Genomic DNA, 13,060 nt, shown 5'->3' with positions numbered 1-13,060 from the left:
GCAAATGCAATCCAAAAATGTTTAAAGTCCAACTGCTGAAAGGGTTTGGTATTTATTCATATACATTTGAGCTTCAATTTTTCTCATTGTATCAAGAGCGACTTGCACAACAATTAAAACAGAAGTACCGCCAAAATAAAAAGGTACTCCCATAAATTTTACTAGAACCCAAGGAAGTGTTGCTACAAGTCCAAGATAAATAGAGCCTGATAAAGTAAGCCTCGAAGCTACTTCATTGAGATAATTTGCTGTACCTTCTCCGGGTCGTATTCCGGGTATAAAACCACCTTGCTTTTTAAGATTTTCAGCTATGTCTTTCGCATTAAAAACTATGGAAGCATAAAAATATGCAAAAAAGATTACAAAGATAAAAGTCAAAATATGAAAGAAATAACCATTGGGATTTAAAAAATCATTTATGGCTAATAAATATTCATTGGTACTTGTTTGTAAAAGGGTAGTTGGAAACATCAAAAGAGCACTTGCAAAAATTGGTGGGATAACGCCGCTTAGATTTAATTTTATAGGGATATAGTTCATAATGCGTTTGTTTTGATTTTGCATTACAATCTTGCGTGAATAAGAAACAGGAATACGTCTCTCTCCAAGTTCTACATAAATAATAACACCAATAGTTACAAGTATTAATACTAAGATTGCAAGAGCAGTAAGAAAATTCATTTCCCCTGAATTGATTTGTCCAACTGTGTTTGAAATAGCTGAAGGAATAGTTGAAACAATACCAGCGAAAATGATAAGTGATATTCCATTACCAACGCCTTTTTGTGTGATTTGTTCTCCAATCCACATCAAAAGCATAGTTCCTGCAAGCATAGAAATGGCGCAAAGAACGATAAAAGTGTTTATATTTTCAATCATAATAGCCCCAACTCCATTTCTTCCGTGAAGACTTTGCAGACCTATAGCAACGCCTATGCTTTGTACTAAAGTAATTATTATAGTTGCATAACGTATGATTTGCATATATTTTTGCATACTATCACGTTCTTTTTTCATTTTTCCAATATTTGGAAATGTTGCTGCAAGTAATTCCATAATAATAGAAGCGGTGATGTAAGGCATTATACCGAGTGAGATTATAGAAAATCTCTCTGCTGCTCCTCCGCTGAAAACATTAAATAAACCTAAAGCATTATTTTGATTTGTGTTAAAAAATTCCGCAATAACACTAGCATTAACACCCGGAACTGGAACATAAGCTAAAATTCTATAAGCAAATAAAAATGCTAAAGTGATGAAAATTTTATTTACTAGTGTTTTATTCATTATTTTATTCCGCTAACGGTAATATTTTTATCTTTGATTTTCGAAATTAACTCTTTGGCACCCGTACCTATGAGTTTGATTTTTTTTACAGCTTTTGAAATTTTATGTACACTTTTAAGACTTTCAAATGTGATTTCCTCAAGCTCTTTAAGTGCTTTTATTTTTTCGACATTAATTGCATAAGGTTTTTCTATTTTCGAGTTAAAACCCACTTTTGGCAATCTTCTTTGAAGAGGTTGTTGCCCTCCTTCAAATCCTCTTTTTTCATTATATCCTTTTCTTGCAGTTTGTCCTTTTCCTCCTTTAGTAGAGGTTTTTCCCATACCGCTACCTTGACCACGACCTATTCTTTTTATTTTCCTTGTTGAACCAGCTGCTTTTTGTAAATTCATTTCTTATCCTTTTAGCATTTTTAAGGCTTTGATTGTAGCACGTACTACATTTGCAGAATTATTTGATCCTAAAGATTTGGTTAAAATATCTTTAATCCCAGCAAGCTCTACAATAGGACGTGTTGAACCTCCAGCAATTACTCCTGTCCCTTCGCTTGCAGGTTTAAGTAAAATTTTGCTTGCATTGTATTTCACTTCTACGTCGTGGGCTATTGTAGAACCTTTAGTTTTGACTTCAATGATATTTTTGAATGCATCATCAACTGCTTTACGGATGGCATCTGGAACTTCTTTAGCTTTTCCATAGCCTATTCCTACAAGTCCTTTTCTGTTTCCAACAACAACTAAGGCAGTGAATCGAAACCTTCTCCCACCTTTAACAACCTTAGTAACTCTGCCTATATCAACTATTACTTCTTCAAATTCTTCTTTATTGTATTTTTCCATCAATTCTCCTTATAGCCTAATGCCATTTTCTCGCAACGATTCAGCTAAAGCTGCAATGACACCGTGGTAAATATAACCATTTCTGTCAAAGAGTGCTTGTTCTATTTTTTTCTCTTTTAAAATTTTTGCAAATTCAGCACCGATTTTTTTTGCTCCTTCTTTATTTGCTTTAATTCCTAATTTATGACCATTAATGGCTGCTAAAGTGAGAGCTTTAACATCATCGATTGCTTGGATATATAAGGTTTTATTTGACTTAAAAACGGAAATTCTTGGATGAAGTTGGCAACCAGAAATTTTTGCACGAATTCTTTTTTTTCTTTTAATCCTTAATTGAAGTTTTCTTTTTAATATATTTGCTCTCATAATTTACCTTATTTTTTAGATGTTTTACCAGCTTTACGGATAATGCGTTCATCAGAATATTTAACGCCTTTTCCTTTGTATGGTTCAGGTGGTCTAAATTCGCGAATTTGGGCAGCAACTTGACCGACGACTTGTTTATCATTTCCTTTAACGATAACATTATTTTTATCTACTACTATTTCAATGCCTTGGGGAATATCGAAATTAATTGGGTGTGAAAATCCAAGACTAAGCTCTAAAACTTTGCCTTTTAAAGCGGCTTTATATCCTACTCCGTTGATTTCAAGCGTTTTTGAAAAACCATCGGTAATACCTACAATTACATTATAAGCTAAAGCCCTGTAAGTTCCCCAATATGCTCTGCTTTGTCTGCTTTCGTCTTTTGGAGAGAAAAGAATAGCGCCATCTTTTATCTCAACATTTACATTTGCTTTTATGTCTAATTCTTTAGCCACATTCCCTTTTTTGAATTTGAGCAAATTCCCTTCTAATTGTACTTCTACTCCTGTTGGAATAATAACAGGCTGTTTCCCTATACGAGACATATTGATTCCTTTTTATAATCTAGCATTTCTACTTTGTTCAAGAATGGATACTTGATTGCTAAAAAGTAGATATTTTACCAAATGGTACATACAATTTCACCACCGACTCCAGCTTTATACGCTTCATCATTTGGTAAAACCCCTTGACTTGTGCTTACAACAATAGTACCATAGCCATTTTTAAAACGTTTAATTTCGTCTTTGCCTTTATAAACACGGCGACCGGGCTTAGAAACTCTTTTTAATTCGTTGATAACACTTTTGCCTTTTTCGTCATATTTTAAGACTACATTAATAAATTTCTTTTTATCTTCTTCTACAATATTAAAACTTTCTATATAACCTTTTGTTTGAAAAATTCCTACTAAAGCTTCTACAACTTTAGAATGTAAAAGTTTTGTTGTTTCAAGTCTTCTCATTCCTGCATTTCTAATACGAGTGAGTGAATCTGAAATTATATCATTTATCATAATTGTTCCTTACCAACTTGCTTTCTTAAGACCGGGAATCAAACCTTCATTGCCCATTTTTCTTAAACAAACTCTGCAAATTCCAAAATCTCTATAAACTGAATGCGGACGCCCACAAATTTGACATCTGCTGTACCCTCTTACTTTAAATTTAGGCGAACGTGCCGCTTTCGCAATCATTGATTTTTTAGCCATTATTTTTTCCTTTTGCAAAAGGCATACCAAAAAGTTCTAATAATTTGTGTGCCTCTTTGTCATTTTGTGTTGTTGTTACGATAGAAATGTTCATTCCGTGAGTTCTTAAAATTTTGTCATACTCAACTTCGGGAAACATTAATTGCTCATCAAGTCCAAAATTGTAATTTCCTCTTCCATCAAATCCATTTTGACTTAAGCCTCTAAAATCTTTTACACGAGGTAAAGCAATAGAAATAAGTTTATCTAAAAAAGCAAACATAGTGTTTTTTCTTAAAGTTACCATAACACCCACAGGAAAACCTTCGCGCACTTTAAAACCAGCGACTGATTTTTTTGCCTTTGTAATAACAGCTTTTTGTCCAGAAATTAAAGAAATTGTATCAGCAATATTTTGCAATACTTTTTGGTCTTTAGCTAATTCACCAGCACCTACACTGATAACTATTTTTTCGATATAAGGAATGAGCATAGGATTTTTAAAGTTAAATTCTTTTGCTAGTGCAGCTTTTATGCTTTGAGTATATTTTTCTTTCAGTCTCATTGTTGCTCCTGAACTTTTGCTACATTGGAAATATCTATAGGCATTTCTTTGTTTATAAAACCGCCATTAGGATTTTTCTCACTAGGTTTTATTGCTTTTTTAGCAATTTTACAACCTTCAACTAAAATTTGATTCTTCTTAGGTAAAACGGCTAAGACTTTAGCTGTTTTACCTTTATCATCACCTGCGATAATTTTTACATTATCACCTTTTTTAATTTTTAATTTATGTGCCATTATAGAACCTCCGGTGCAAGTGAAACGATTTTCATAAAACCGCCATATCTAACTTCACGTCCTACTGGTCCAAAAATTCTTGTCCCAATCGGTTCTCTCTTATTATCAAGTATTACTGCTGCATTTTCATCAAAACGAATCAAAGAGCCATTATCTCTGTGAATTTCTTTTTTTGTCCTAACAATAACAGCTTTAACTACTTGACCTTTTTTTACCTTCCCATTAGGTAGAGCTTTTTTTACAGACGCAACGATTACATCTCCAATGGTAGCATATCTTCTTTTGCTCCCACCTAATACTTTTATACACATAAGTTCTTTTGCACCGCTATTATCAGCAACTGCAAGTCTTGTAAAACTTTGAATCATTACTCAACTCCTGTGGCTAATATAGATTTTAAACGAAAGGCTTTTCTTTTTGAAAGGGGTCTGCATTCCACTGCAATGACGGTATCACCTATTTTAACTTGATTTTTTTCATCGTGAATGAGATATTTTTTAAAACGTTTTACAATTTTTCTGTATCTTGGATGTACAACTTTTCTTTCGACTAATACACTTGCTGTCTTGTCTCCAGACTTTTGCACAACAGTACCTTGAATTTCTCTTTTAAATGCCATTTTGTATCCTTATTTTAAAGCACTCATTGCTGTATTAATCCGAGCAATGTCTTTTTTTACTTGATCTATTTCTTTAGGATTTGTAAGCTGCATAGTTCTTAATTTTTGTTTTAAAGTAAATAAAAGCAACTTTTTTTCTTTTAACATAGTAACAAGTTCGGTCTTTGTTTTATCTTTTATTTCAGTATATTTCATTTTGACCCTCTCTTGTGATAAATTTTGTCTTAAAAGGTAGTTTGTGCATAGCTAGAGTCAGTGCTTTTTTTGCCATTTCTTCATTGACACCTGCCATTTCATAAATAATGCGTCCCGGTTTGATATTCATTACCCATTCCTCAACTGCACCTTTACCTTTACCCATACGTGTTTCCAAAGGCTTTTTTGTTAAAGGCTTATCGGGAAAAACTCGAATCCAAGTTTTGCCTTGTCTTTTGACAAAACGAGTTAAAGCTATACGAGCTGCCTCTATTTGACGAGAATTAATGCGTCCCGCTTCAGTTGCTTTTAACGCAAATTCACCGAAAGTAAATTCAGTGCCTCTACACGCATAACCCCTGTTGCGACCTTTCATCATTTTGCGATATTTCGTTCTTTTTGGCATTAACATTTATTTACTCCTTCTGGTGCGTCTGGATTTTTTTACCGAACTGTTTTCTTCAGGTTTTTCTGCTTGAACTCCTTTTTGTAAAACCTCACCTTTGAAAATCCATACTTTTACACCTATGTTGCCATAAGTTGTTCTTGCTTCTGCAAAACCATAATCAATTTTAGCTCTTAGAGTATGAAGAGGTACACGTCCTTCTAAATACCATTCTGTCCTTGCCATTTCAGCACCGCCTAAACGACCAGATACAGAGACTTTTATCCCTTTTGCTCCCGCTTTTTGAGCTCCTTGAATGACTTTTTTCATTGCTCTTCTAAAAGCAATTCTTTTTTCAAGTTGAGTAGCTACACTTTCGGCAGCAAGTTGAGCCGAAGCTCCGGCTTTTCTCTCTTCTTTAATATTAATATTGACATCTTTTTTAATGAGGTCTTGCAATTCTTTTCTTAGAATATCAACATCACTTCCTTTTTTGCCTATGATAATACCTGGCCTTGCTGCTACAACAGTAACGCGAAGTTTTTTAGCAGTTCTTTCAACGAGAATTTGACTAATACCCGCATAATAAAGTTTTCTTTTTAAGAAAGCTCTTATTTTGTAATCTTCGCCAATATTTTCTACTAAATTTTCTTTCGTTGGAAACCATCGTGACTCCCAATTTCTATTAATTCCTAGTCTTAGACCAATTGGATTTACTTTTTGTCCCATTAGTTTTCCTTTTTCGAGCTTGTTTTTCTAGTATTTGGCTTTTCTGTTGCGGTTTTTGTTTTTTTGCTTATAGCTTCATTTTTTACTACTTCTACCAAAATATGCGAAGTTGGTTTTCTAATACGACTCGCGCTTCCTCTCGCCCTTGGTCTAAATCTTTTTAAAACAGAACCTGCATCAACACGGCAGCTCTGAATAATAACCTCATTTGCTTCAAAACCTCCATTAGCGACCGCACTTGAAATAGCATTAGCTATATGTTTTGCACCTTTATTTGGCATAAATTTCAAACTTGCTAATGCAAGTTCAGCATTCATACCCTGTACTTCTCTTGCAATGAGTCTTGTTTTTATAGGAGATATTCTTAAGTATTTAATAAAAGCTTTGCCCACATTTTCTCCTTACTTACCGATTTTCTTTTGCACAGAGCCTTTATGCCCTTTAAATGTGCGTGTTGGTGAGAATTCACCAAGTTTGTATCCTATATGATTTTCTGTAATATATACAGGGATAAAACTTTTTCCATTATGAACATTAAAAGTTAAACCTATCATATCAGGAATTATTGTACTTCTACGAGACCAGGTTTTAATAGGTTTGTTGTCATTCGTCTTTTTTGCTTGAAGGACTTTTTTCATTATATGATCATCTACAAAAGGACCTTTTTTTAGCGATCTAGCCATCTTATTTCCCTTTTCTTCTTGAAATTATTAATTTATCACTTGCTTTTTTGCGACGAGTTTTTGCACCTTTTGTTGGTTTTCCCCAAGGAGTAACAGGGTGTCTCCCAGAATTTTTCTTCCCTTCTCCTCCTCCGTGTGGGTGATCCACAGGATTCATTGCTGAACCTCTAGTTTGAGGACGAACCCCTCTATGACGATTGCGTCCAGCTTTTCCTATGGTTATATTTGCCCATTCTTCATTGCCAATTTCACCTATGCTTGCCATACATTCACCTAATACTTGTCTCATTTCACCACTTGCAAGTCGCAATATCACATATTTTTCTTCTTTACCCATAAGTTGAGCATAGGCTCCTGCTGAACGAATCATTTGTCCGCCTTTGCCGGGTTTGAGTTCTATGTTATGTACTATGGTTCCAACTGGAATATTTCTAAGCTTCATAGCATTTCCCGGTTTTATGTCGAGTCCGCTTTCTGCCGAACTTATAGTGTCTCCAATTTTTAAGCCTTTTGGCTGAAGTATGTACCTTTTTTCTCCATCTTTGTATGAAATGAGTGCAATACGGCAGTTTCTATATGGGTCATATTCTATTGCCTCAACTTTGCCTTCTATATCAAATTTCCGTCTTTTAAAATCAATAATTCTGTAGAGTTTTTTAGCTCCTGATTCTTTATGACGACTTGTGATTCTTCCATAGTTATTGCGACCTGAGTGAGCTCGGAGTTTTACAAGCAAAGAACGAACACTTGCTTTTGCGGTAATATCTTCTGAGCTCAAGCCCGTAATATATCTTCTGCTTGGTGTATAAGGTTTATAAGTTTTAATAGCCATCTTAAGCCTCCATATTTTCTAAGCTAACACCTTCAGGGAGCTTTACATAAAATTTTTTGTACTCGCTTTTTTGTCCTATCTTTCCACGGAAACGTTTTATTTTTCCATCCATTCTTAATGAATTAATACTCTGTGGAACTACACCAAAATAATCTTTCAAAACAGTTTTTAAACTTGTTTTTGTCATTCTTTTAGAAGTTTGAATTACAACAACGCCTTTTTCTTGCAAATTCAAGCTTTTTTCAGTATAAAGTATAGTTTTTATATCGGTAATATCTGCCATAATTATCCCTTCATAATGGTTTCTAATACGGATTTTTCGATAATCACAGCATTAAATACAGAGACTAAATAAGCGTTAAGCTCATTTTTATCTATCACATAGCTCTTTGCTAAATTTCTAAATGCAAGAAATGTTTTATTGTCGAATGAATCCTTAACTATTAATACATCTTTTAAGTCGAGTTTTTTAATTACAGCATTTGCATCTTTTGTTTTGCCGCTTTCTATATTTAAGGTATCTATGACAAAGAAAGCATTTTGCGCTGCTTTATCTGCCAAAGCTCTTTCTAAGGCTAATCTTTTTTGTTTTTTATTAATTTTTTGAAAATAGTTTCTTTCATTTTTTGGACCAAATGCCACAGCACCGCCTACCCACACATTTGTTCTTGTAGAACCAGCTCTTGCACCACCACGTCCTTTTTGTCTCCAAGGTTTTTTACCACCGCCACTTACTTCACTTCTGCTTTTTGTATGAGCTGTATTTGCTCTACAAGCTGAAAGATAAGATTTAACATATAAGTAAAGATTATGTGAATTCACTTCTGAATATTTTGCAGGAAGTTCAAGCTCACCTGTTTTGTCTAAATTGTCATTTAAAACTGCGACTTTATTCATTTTGCAATCCTTATTTTTCCTATGGCACCGTTATATCCCGGAACTGCACCTTTAACAACTAAAATTTTATTTTCACTGTCATAAGAAATGAGTTGGTTTTTTACTGTAGTTTTTGTATTCCCATAATGTCCAGCCATTTTTACACCCGGTTGGACTCTTCCGGGCCACTCTCTATTTCCTATAGAACCATGACGCCTGTGAAATCTTGAACCGTGAGAGGCAGGTCCTCCTGCAAAACCATATCGTTTAACAACACCGCTATATCCGCGTCCTTTTGAATTAAAGCTTATTTTTAGAATTTTTGCTTCATTGAGCGGATTTTCATCTAAATCTCCAGCTTCTGTATTTGCTACTTCTAAAGTGGCAAATTTGTTAAATTCTGCTGATAGTTTGTATTTTTTTTGAATTCCTAAAATACATTTATTTTTTGTTTTTCCTTGAGAATATGCTACAAAAGCTTTGCCATTTTCAACCTCGCAAACTTTTGTATTGAGTATTTTTAGCAAGGTTACAGCAAAGCTTGGATTAGCAATAGTTCTGCTCATACCTATTTTTTCTACGATATATTCCATAATCTGTCCTTATTTACCCATAGCTCTAACTTCAACATTTACTTCAGGAGCTAAGTCAAGCTTTGTTAAAGAATCAACTGTGTCTGGGGTTGCTGCTACAATATCTAACATACGCACGTGAATTCGTATTTCAAACTGTTCACGAGAATCTTTGTTAATATGTGGAGATTTTAAAACCGTGTAACGTTTGATTTTGGTAGGCATAGGCACCGGACCTCTAATGTCTGCACCTGTTCTTTTAACAGCTTCTACTATTGCTGCAACTGTTCTGTCTAGTACTCGATGGTCATAAGCTTTTAGCTTAAGCCTTATTCTTTCCATAAATTTTTCCTTATAAAAGAGCTTGTTAGTATTTGGCTAACGGAAGCGTCATTCTAGTATAAAGTGTTTTTAAATGTCAAGAATTTTTGTAAAATTTATATATTTTTATACTTTTTATGAGGACAATAATTATTTTAAGATGTAAAAAATTCCAATATTTTTTAAGTTTTGAATTTGAAATTCTAGTTTGTTTTTAATTTCTGTCTCAACTTTAATTTTTAAATAAAATAGTAAAAATATTAAGAAAAGATTTTTTATGGTAGAGATATTCAAGAAGACTTAGTAGAGTCTTGAGTATATGAGTGAACTTTTTTGTAAGTCTTAATGTTGTGATTCGGGTATGATTAGATCGCTACGACATTCTATGGTTGTATATACATTACCACGTGGATTAAAGTCAGCTGTGAGCTTGATCCATTTTGGTTTGAGTTTTGTTTTTAAAGTATTGTAAATTTCATTGATACTTGCTTCGTGGCTTATGTGTTTATATAAGAAAGAATTGATATATAATTTCAAGGCTTTGAGCTCTATAACAAAATCATTAGGGATATATTCTAAAGAAAGAGTTGCAAAGTCAGGATAACCACTTCTTGGACACAAGCAGCAAAATTCTGGCAAGGTGATTTTAATAGTATAATCATTTTTTGCTGTATTTTCCCAAAGCTCTAGGTCTTTTTTTGGGTCGAAATTTGCAATTTCTTTTTCTCCGTATTTCATTGTTTTTCCTTAGTTGTTGAATAAAAATATATTAAAGTATATCATTAAAGAATTTCAAAACAGAAATGAAAAGAGAATTTTATTCTTTGCCAAAGTATAACTTTATTATAGTAAATTATGAAAATTTATATCATTTTATAAGGAATTATTATGAAAAAATCTATCGTAATTATAGGTGGAAGTATTGCTGGCTTGAGTGCAGCTTTATTTTTTGCAGCAGCGAAAAATGATGAGCTTGATTTTGCACTTACAGTGTTTGATGAAAAAAAAGGCGATTTAAATGCAGCAGCAATTTACAATGTGCCTTTTTTTCCAAGAGGAGCAAAGGCTGATGAAATTTATGCTCATATTAAAGGACAGATTTCTTCTATGCTTGAAGTAAAATATATAGACAGCGCCGTTGTTGAAATTCAAGGACGCAAAGGAGATTTTACCATCGTTGATTCAGAAGGTTTGAAAGTAAAATCAGATTATATTATAGTAGCAACAGGAGCTTCAAAATGTAATATCAAAGGTTTAGAAGATTTTATAAGACCTCATACTCTTATGCCAAAAGAGGGAAAAATTCGTTTAGAATGCTATGGAAGACAAATGATAAAAGATGGAATTTATGCTGCTGGATTGGTTTCAGGAGTTACTACTATGGTAGCTTGCGCGATGGGAAGTGCCAATGAAAGTGCTTGCGCGATATTAAGTGATATAAAAGGTACATTAAGCGTTCATCACGATACTCCAAGCTCACGCTCTTAAAGATAATAAACCCTTTTTTGGGTTTAAATATATTTTATTTATTTTAAAAACTTCTTTATTTTTTAACAAAATATTAATTGATAATTACTATTAATTTTAATATAAGTTTTATCATATATAATTGCCTTTCTTAGTAAAGAATATTTGGAGTTTTTATGTCTAGGGTATTTGATTATCTCTATTGTAATTTTGAATATATAAAATCATACGGAGGCATAGTCTATCTCGACGCAACAAATAGTAAGAATAAGATTTATGAGAATTCTTTGTATGAAGATCTTGTTGTTAAGAAAGATGCGTATGTAGAATTATCCAAAGAAGAATTTTTGCTTCATAAAATTCTTATTATTCCTATGGAAGTTGATCAAGTTTTGCTTTATGAAAACAGGCAACAGTTGCAGAAATTTTTAGAACTTGGCGGCGTACTTTTAAGTTTTACTCAAATTTACTTAGATTGGCTGCCCATACAAGCTTTTTATATTCCAAGTAGTGTCCCAATTAAAGAGAGAGATATTGTTACAACTGAACATTTTATAACGCAAGGTGTAAAGGATTATGACCTTAGTTATCGAAGAGGTGTAAAAGGCTTTTTTTCGAGAGGTTTTATGAAGGCTCCTTGTAAGGCCGAAATTTTCTTAAAGGATAGTGAAGGCGAATGTGTAGCTTTTATTGATAGTGCAAGTACAAAAGGTGCCATTATTGTTAGTGCAGGGGCTGATTTACTCGGCTTTGGACTTTTTGAAAACTCTACAGCTAAAAGACTTGGATTGAATCTTTTATTGTGGGTTGAAAACTATTTGCAAAGGAATATGCCAAAATGAAAAAAGCTATTATTCTTGGTGGGTCATATTATCATCATAATTTACTCTATTCGCACAACAAAAAATTTTTACCAATGTTTGATGAGAGCATTTATATTCCAAAGCTTCATAGTACAGATTTGACAGCTTTTGATTGTGTATTTTTGGCTTCGCGTTTAAATACAAAATTTTTGGTTTTGAATTCGCAGAAATTGCTTGATTATTTAGAAAATGGTGGAAATCTAGTCATTTTAGGCGGAATAGAGGACAATTTTTTGCCACATTTAGATTATAAAGAAAGTGAGGTTAATTTTTGGTGGTGGATACACGAAGGAGCAGATTTACCATTATTTGCTTTTGATTCAAAGCAAAATTTTTGGGATTTTATCAATATAAAAGAATGCAAATGGCATTATCATGGCACTTTTAAAGTCAGCAAGGAATGCCAAAGAATCTTAATTAACGAAATAGGCGAAAATATACTTTATAAAGATAATTTTCATTTTAAAGGTGCCTTGTATGCAAGTTCCCTAGACCCTGATTTTCATATAGGACAAGGTTTTATGCCTGTTACCATACCTTTTTTTGAAAAATTTATCCGTTGGATTGATTTTGATATTAAGGCTCATAAATGAAATCAATCGTTTCCTTATTTTTGACTTTGAGCCTTGCTTTTGCTGCCCAAAAATCAACTCAAACAGTGGCTGTTGCTGGTGGAATGTGGCCTATGCCTCCACTCATACAAATTTGGACTGATTCAAAACTCGTTCTTATGCCAAAAGCTTCTTTAAGCTCTATGAAAAATTCTGTACTTTTAGACTTTTTTCCTAAACTTGAAATGATACAAACAAGTATAAATGATAACGAAAATATAGAAGAACTTCTAAAACTTAATGCCCATCTCTATATTTGTCATAAAGCTAAAGGCGTTTTGTGTGAAAAACTTCAAAAAGCAGGTAAGAATGCGCTTAATCTTGGTGTTAATATCGACAACTACAATTCCAAAAAAACTTTAGCATATTGGCTTGAGAATTTAGCACAATACTTTCCTATTGAAAAAAAGAATAAAAAACTTATT

Annotated in this window: 25 protein-coding genes and 1 pseudogene; 4 read left to right on the top strand and 22 right to left on the bottom strand. The window is 33.1% G+C overall.

Annotated elements, in window-relative coordinates:
- Window positions 1-21 precede the first annotated feature (21 nt).
- The 22 genes from secY to queF form a co-directional block, all read right to left on the bottom strand.
- The gene (secY, locus tag OQH62_RS07085) at window positions 22-1,287 is read right to left on the bottom strand and encodes a preprotein translocase subunit SecY (protein WP_266015722.1); all 1,266 of its coding nucleotides are present in this window, start codon (window positions 1,285-1,287) and stop codon (window positions 22-24) included.
- A complete protein-coding gene (rplO, locus tag OQH62_RS07080; protein ID WP_266015720.1) occupies window positions 1,287-1,679 on the bottom strand; it encodes a 50S ribosomal protein L15 in 393 nt (130 codons plus the stop codon). Before rplO ends, secY begins: the two co-directional genes overlap by 1 nt.
- A gap of 3 nt (window positions 1,680-1,682) precedes the next feature.
- Window positions 1,683-2,126 carry a 30S ribosomal protein S5 gene (gene rpsE, locus OQH62_RS07075; RefSeq protein WP_266015718.1) on the bottom strand — a complete coding sequence of 148 codons (444 nt, stop codon included), beginning with the start codon at window positions 2,124-2,126 and terminating at the stop codon, window positions 1,683-1,685.
- Between the two features lie 9 nt (window positions 2,127-2,135).
- Window positions 2,136-2,492 carry a 50S ribosomal protein L18 gene (gene rplR / locus OQH62_RS07070; RefSeq protein WP_266015716.1) on the bottom strand — a complete coding sequence of 119 codons (357 nt, stop codon included), beginning with the start codon at window positions 2,490-2,492 and terminating at the stop codon, window positions 2,136-2,138.
- A gap of 8 nt (window positions 2,493-2,500) precedes the next feature.
- Complete coding sequence (gene rplF / locus OQH62_RS07065; RefSeq protein ID WP_266015714.1) at window positions 2,501-3,037, bottom strand: 50S ribosomal protein L6; 537 nt, start codon at window positions 3,035-3,037, stop codon at window positions 2,501-2,503.
- Window positions 3,038-3,111: 74 nt separating this feature from the next.
- A complete protein-coding gene (gene rpsH, locus OQH62_RS07060) occupies window positions 3,112-3,507 on the bottom strand; it encodes a 30S ribosomal protein S8 (protein ID WP_266015712.1) in 396 nt (131 codons plus the stop codon).
- A 9-nt stretch (window positions 3,508-3,516) separates the two neighbouring features.
- Entirely contained in the window at window positions 3,517-3,702 is a 186-nt protein-coding gene (locus OQH62_RS07055) for a type Z 30S ribosomal protein S14 (RefSeq protein WP_266015710.1), read from the bottom strand.
- The gene (rplE, locus tag OQH62_RS07050; protein WP_266015708.1) at window positions 3,695-4,246 is read right to left on the bottom strand and encodes a 50S ribosomal protein L5; all 552 of its coding nucleotides are present in this window, start codon (window positions 4,244-4,246) and stop codon (window positions 3,695-3,697) included. The genes OQH62_RS07055 and rplE overlap by 8 nt, the downstream gene beginning before the upstream one ends.
- Complete coding sequence (gene rplX / locus OQH62_RS07045) at window positions 4,243-4,482, bottom strand: 50S ribosomal protein L24 (protein ID WP_266015706.1); 240 nt, start codon at window positions 4,480-4,482, stop codon at window positions 4,243-4,245. The genes rplE and rplX overlap by 4 nt, the downstream gene beginning before the upstream one ends.
- On the bottom strand, window positions 4,482-4,850 hold the full coding sequence (rplN, locus tag OQH62_RS07040) for a 50S ribosomal protein L14 (protein ID WP_266015704.1): 369 nt from the start codon (window positions 4,848-4,850) through the stop codon (window positions 4,482-4,484). The genes rplX and rplN overlap by 1 nt, the downstream gene beginning before the upstream one ends.
- Complete coding sequence (rpsQ, locus tag OQH62_RS07035) at window positions 4,850-5,101, bottom strand: 30S ribosomal protein S17 (protein WP_266015702.1); 252 nt, start codon at window positions 5,099-5,101, stop codon at window positions 4,850-4,852. Before rpsQ ends, rplN begins: the two co-directional genes overlap by 1 nt.
- A gap of 9 nt (window positions 5,102-5,110) precedes the next feature.
- On the bottom strand, window positions 5,111-5,296 hold the full coding sequence (rpmC, locus tag OQH62_RS07030) for a 50S ribosomal protein L29 (protein WP_266015700.1): 186 nt from the start codon (window positions 5,294-5,296) through the stop codon (window positions 5,111-5,113).
- The gene (gene rplP, locus OQH62_RS07025; protein WP_266015698.1) at window positions 5,283-5,708 is read right to left on the bottom strand and encodes a 50S ribosomal protein L16; all 426 of its coding nucleotides are present in this window, start codon (window positions 5,706-5,708) and stop codon (window positions 5,283-5,285) included. The genes rpmC and rplP overlap by 14 nt, the downstream gene beginning before the upstream one ends.
- Complete coding sequence (gene rpsC, locus OQH62_RS07020) at window positions 5,709-6,410, bottom strand: 30S ribosomal protein S3 (RefSeq protein ID WP_266015696.1); 702 nt, start codon at window positions 6,408-6,410, stop codon at window positions 5,709-5,711.
- On the bottom strand, window positions 6,410-6,802 hold the full coding sequence (gene rplV / locus OQH62_RS07015) for a 50S ribosomal protein L22 (protein WP_266015694.1): 393 nt from the start codon (window positions 6,800-6,802) through the stop codon (window positions 6,410-6,412). Before rplV ends, rpsC begins: the two co-directional genes overlap by 1 nt.
- 9 nt (window positions 6,803-6,811) lie before the next feature.
- Complete coding sequence (gene rpsS, locus OQH62_RS07010; protein WP_266015692.1) at window positions 6,812-7,093, bottom strand: 30S ribosomal protein S19; 282 nt, start codon at window positions 7,091-7,093, stop codon at window positions 6,812-6,814.
- Between the two features lies 1 nt (window position 7,094).
- Window positions 7,095-7,925: a 50S ribosomal protein L2 gene (rplB, locus tag OQH62_RS07005; protein WP_266015690.1), complete on the bottom strand. Its 831-nt coding sequence runs from the start codon at window positions 7,923-7,925 to the stop codon at window positions 7,095-7,097.
- 1 nt (window position 7,926) lies between these two features.
- Complete coding sequence (locus OQH62_RS07000; protein WP_266015688.1) at window positions 7,927-8,208, bottom strand: 50S ribosomal protein L23; 282 nt, start codon at window positions 8,206-8,208, stop codon at window positions 7,927-7,929.
- 2 nt (window positions 8,209-8,210) lie between these two features.
- Entirely contained in the window at window positions 8,211-8,822 is a 612-nt protein-coding gene (rplD, locus tag OQH62_RS06995; protein WP_266015686.1) for a 50S ribosomal protein L4, read from the bottom strand.
- Window positions 8,819-9,394: a 50S ribosomal protein L3 gene (gene rplC / locus OQH62_RS06990; RefSeq protein WP_266015684.1), complete on the bottom strand. Its 576-nt coding sequence runs from the start codon at window positions 9,392-9,394 to the stop codon at window positions 8,819-8,821. Before rplC ends, rplD begins: the two co-directional genes overlap by 4 nt.
- 9 nt (window positions 9,395-9,403) lie before the next feature.
- Window positions 9,404-9,715 carry a 30S ribosomal protein S10 gene (rpsJ, locus tag OQH62_RS06985; protein WP_266015682.1) on the bottom strand — a complete coding sequence of 104 codons (312 nt, stop codon included), beginning with the start codon at window positions 9,713-9,715 and terminating at the stop codon, window positions 9,404-9,406.
- 321 nt (window positions 9,716-10,036) lie between these two features.
- A complete protein-coding gene (queF, locus tag OQH62_RS06980) occupies window positions 10,037-10,432 on the bottom strand; it encodes a preQ(1) synthase (protein WP_266015680.1) in 396 nt (131 codons plus the stop codon).
- Between the two features lie 150 nt (window positions 10,433-10,582).
- Here queF and OQH62_RS06975 point away from each other — a divergent pair, with 150 nt between their 5' ends.
- The 4 genes and pseudogenes from OQH62_RS06975 to OQH62_RS06960 all read left to right on the top strand — a co-directional run.
- On the top strand, window positions 10,583-11,182 hold the full coding sequence (locus tag OQH62_RS06975) for an FAD-dependent oxidoreductase (protein ID WP_266015678.1): 600 nt from the start codon (window positions 10,583-10,585) through the stop codon (window positions 11,180-11,182).
- A 155-nt stretch (window positions 11,183-11,337) separates the two neighbouring features.
- Window positions 11,338-12,003 (top strand): hypothetical protein, encoded by a 666-nt coding sequence (locus OQH62_RS06970; protein ID WP_266015676.1) that lies wholly within the window; start codon window positions 11,338-11,340, stop codon window positions 12,001-12,003.
- Window positions 12,000-12,617, top strand: coding sequence for a hypothetical protein (locus tag OQH62_RS06965; RefSeq protein WP_266015674.1), 618 nt, complete (start codon window positions 12,000-12,002; stop codon window positions 12,615-12,617). Before OQH62_RS06970 ends, OQH62_RS06965 begins: the two co-directional genes overlap by 4 nt.
- A pseudogene (locus OQH62_RS06960) lies at window positions 12,614-13,060 on the top strand (hypothetical protein); the annotation flags it as partial. The gene OQH62_RS06965 and the pseudogene OQH62_RS06960, both read left to right, overlap by 4 nt.

This window comes from Campylobacter sp. MIT 21-1684 (assembly GCF_026241315.1).
Classification (GTDB): Bacteria; Campylobacterota; Campylobacteria; order Campylobacterales; family Campylobacteraceae; genus Campylobacter_D.
This window is presented reverse-complemented; position numbering and strand designations above follow the sequence as displayed.

Bases quoted from the DNA above. Each gene is read 5' to 3' on its own strand.
- secY (WP_266015722.1), bottom strand. From the start codon at position 1,287: ATGAATAAAACACTAGTAAATAAAATTTTCATCACTTTAGCATTTTTA.
- rplO (WP_266015720.1), bottom strand. From the start codon at position 1,679: ATGAATTTACAAAAAGCAGCTGGTTCAACAAGGAAAATAAAAAGAATA.
- rpsE (WP_266015718.1), bottom strand. From the start codon at position 2,126: ATGGAAAAATACAATAAAGAAGAATTTGAAGAAGTAATAGTTGATATA.
- rplR (WP_266015716.1), bottom strand. From the start codon at position 2,492: ATGAGAGCAAATATATTAAAAAGAAAACTTCAATTAAGGATTAAAAGA.
- rplF (WP_266015714.1), bottom strand. From the start codon at position 3,037: ATGTCTCGTATAGGGAAACAGCCTGTTATTATTCCAACAGGAGTAGAA.
- rpsH (WP_266015712.1), bottom strand. From the start codon at position 3,507: ATGATAAATGATATAATTTCAGATTCACTCACTCGTATTAGAAATGCA.
- OQH62_RS07055 (WP_266015710.1), bottom strand. From the start codon at position 3,702: ATGGCTAAAAAATCAATGATTGCGAAAGCGGCACGTTCGCCTAAATTT.
- rplE (WP_266015708.1), bottom strand. From the start codon at position 4,246: ATGAGACTGAAAGAAAAATATACTCAAAGCATAAAAGCTGCACTAGCA.
- rplX (WP_266015706.1), bottom strand. From the start codon at position 4,482: ATGGCACATAAATTAAAAATTAAAAAAGGTGATAATGTAAAAATTATC.
- rplN (WP_266015704.1), bottom strand. From the start codon at position 4,850: ATGATTCAAAGTTTTACAAGACTTGCAGTTGCTGATAATAGCGGTGCA.
- rpsQ (WP_266015702.1), bottom strand. From the start codon at position 5,101: ATGGCATTTAAAAGAGAAATTCAAGGTACTGTTGTGCAAAAGTCTGGA.
- rpmC (WP_266015700.1), bottom strand. From the start codon at position 5,296: ATGAAATATACTGAAATAAAAGATAAAACAAAGACCGAACTTGTTACT.
- rplP (WP_266015698.1), bottom strand. From the start codon at position 5,708: ATGTTAATGCCAAAAAGAACGAAATATCGCAAAATGATGAAAGGTCGC.
- rpsC (WP_266015696.1), bottom strand. From the start codon at position 6,410: ATGGGACAAAAAGTAAATCCAATTGGTCTAAGACTAGGAATTAATAGA.
- rpsS (WP_266015692.1), bottom strand. From the start codon at position 7,093: ATGGCTAGATCGCTAAAAAAAGGTCCTTTTGTAGATGATCATATAATG.
- rplB (WP_266015690.1), bottom strand. From the start codon at position 7,925: ATGGCTATTAAAACTTATAAACCTTATACACCAAGCAGAAGATATATT.
- OQH62_RS07000 (WP_266015688.1), bottom strand. From the start codon at position 8,208: ATGGCAGATATTACCGATATAAAAACTATACTTTATACTGAAAAAAGC.
- rplD (WP_266015686.1), bottom strand. From the start codon at position 8,822: ATGAATAAAGTCGCAGTTTTAAATGACAATTTAGACAAAACAGGTGAG.
- rplC (WP_266015684.1), bottom strand. From the start codon at position 9,394: ATGGAATATATCGTAGAAAAAATAGGTATGAGCAGAACTATTGCTAAT.
- rpsJ (WP_266015682.1), bottom strand. From the start codon at position 9,715: ATGGAAAGAATAAGGCTTAAGCTAAAAGCTTATGACCATCGAGTACTA.
- queF (WP_266015680.1), bottom strand. From the start codon at position 10,432: ATGAAATACGGAGAAAAAGAAATTGCAAATTTCGACCCAAAAAAAGAC.
- OQH62_RS06975 (WP_266015678.1), top strand. From the start codon at position 10,583: ATGAAAAAATCTATCGTAATTATAGGTGGAAGTATTGCTGGCTTGAGT.
- OQH62_RS06970 (WP_266015676.1), top strand. From the start codon at position 11,338: ATGTCTAGGGTATTTGATTATCTCTATTGTAATTTTGAATATATAAAA.
- OQH62_RS06965 (WP_266015674.1), top strand. From the start codon at position 12,000: ATGAAAAAAGCTATTATTCTTGGTGGGTCATATTATCATCATAATTTA.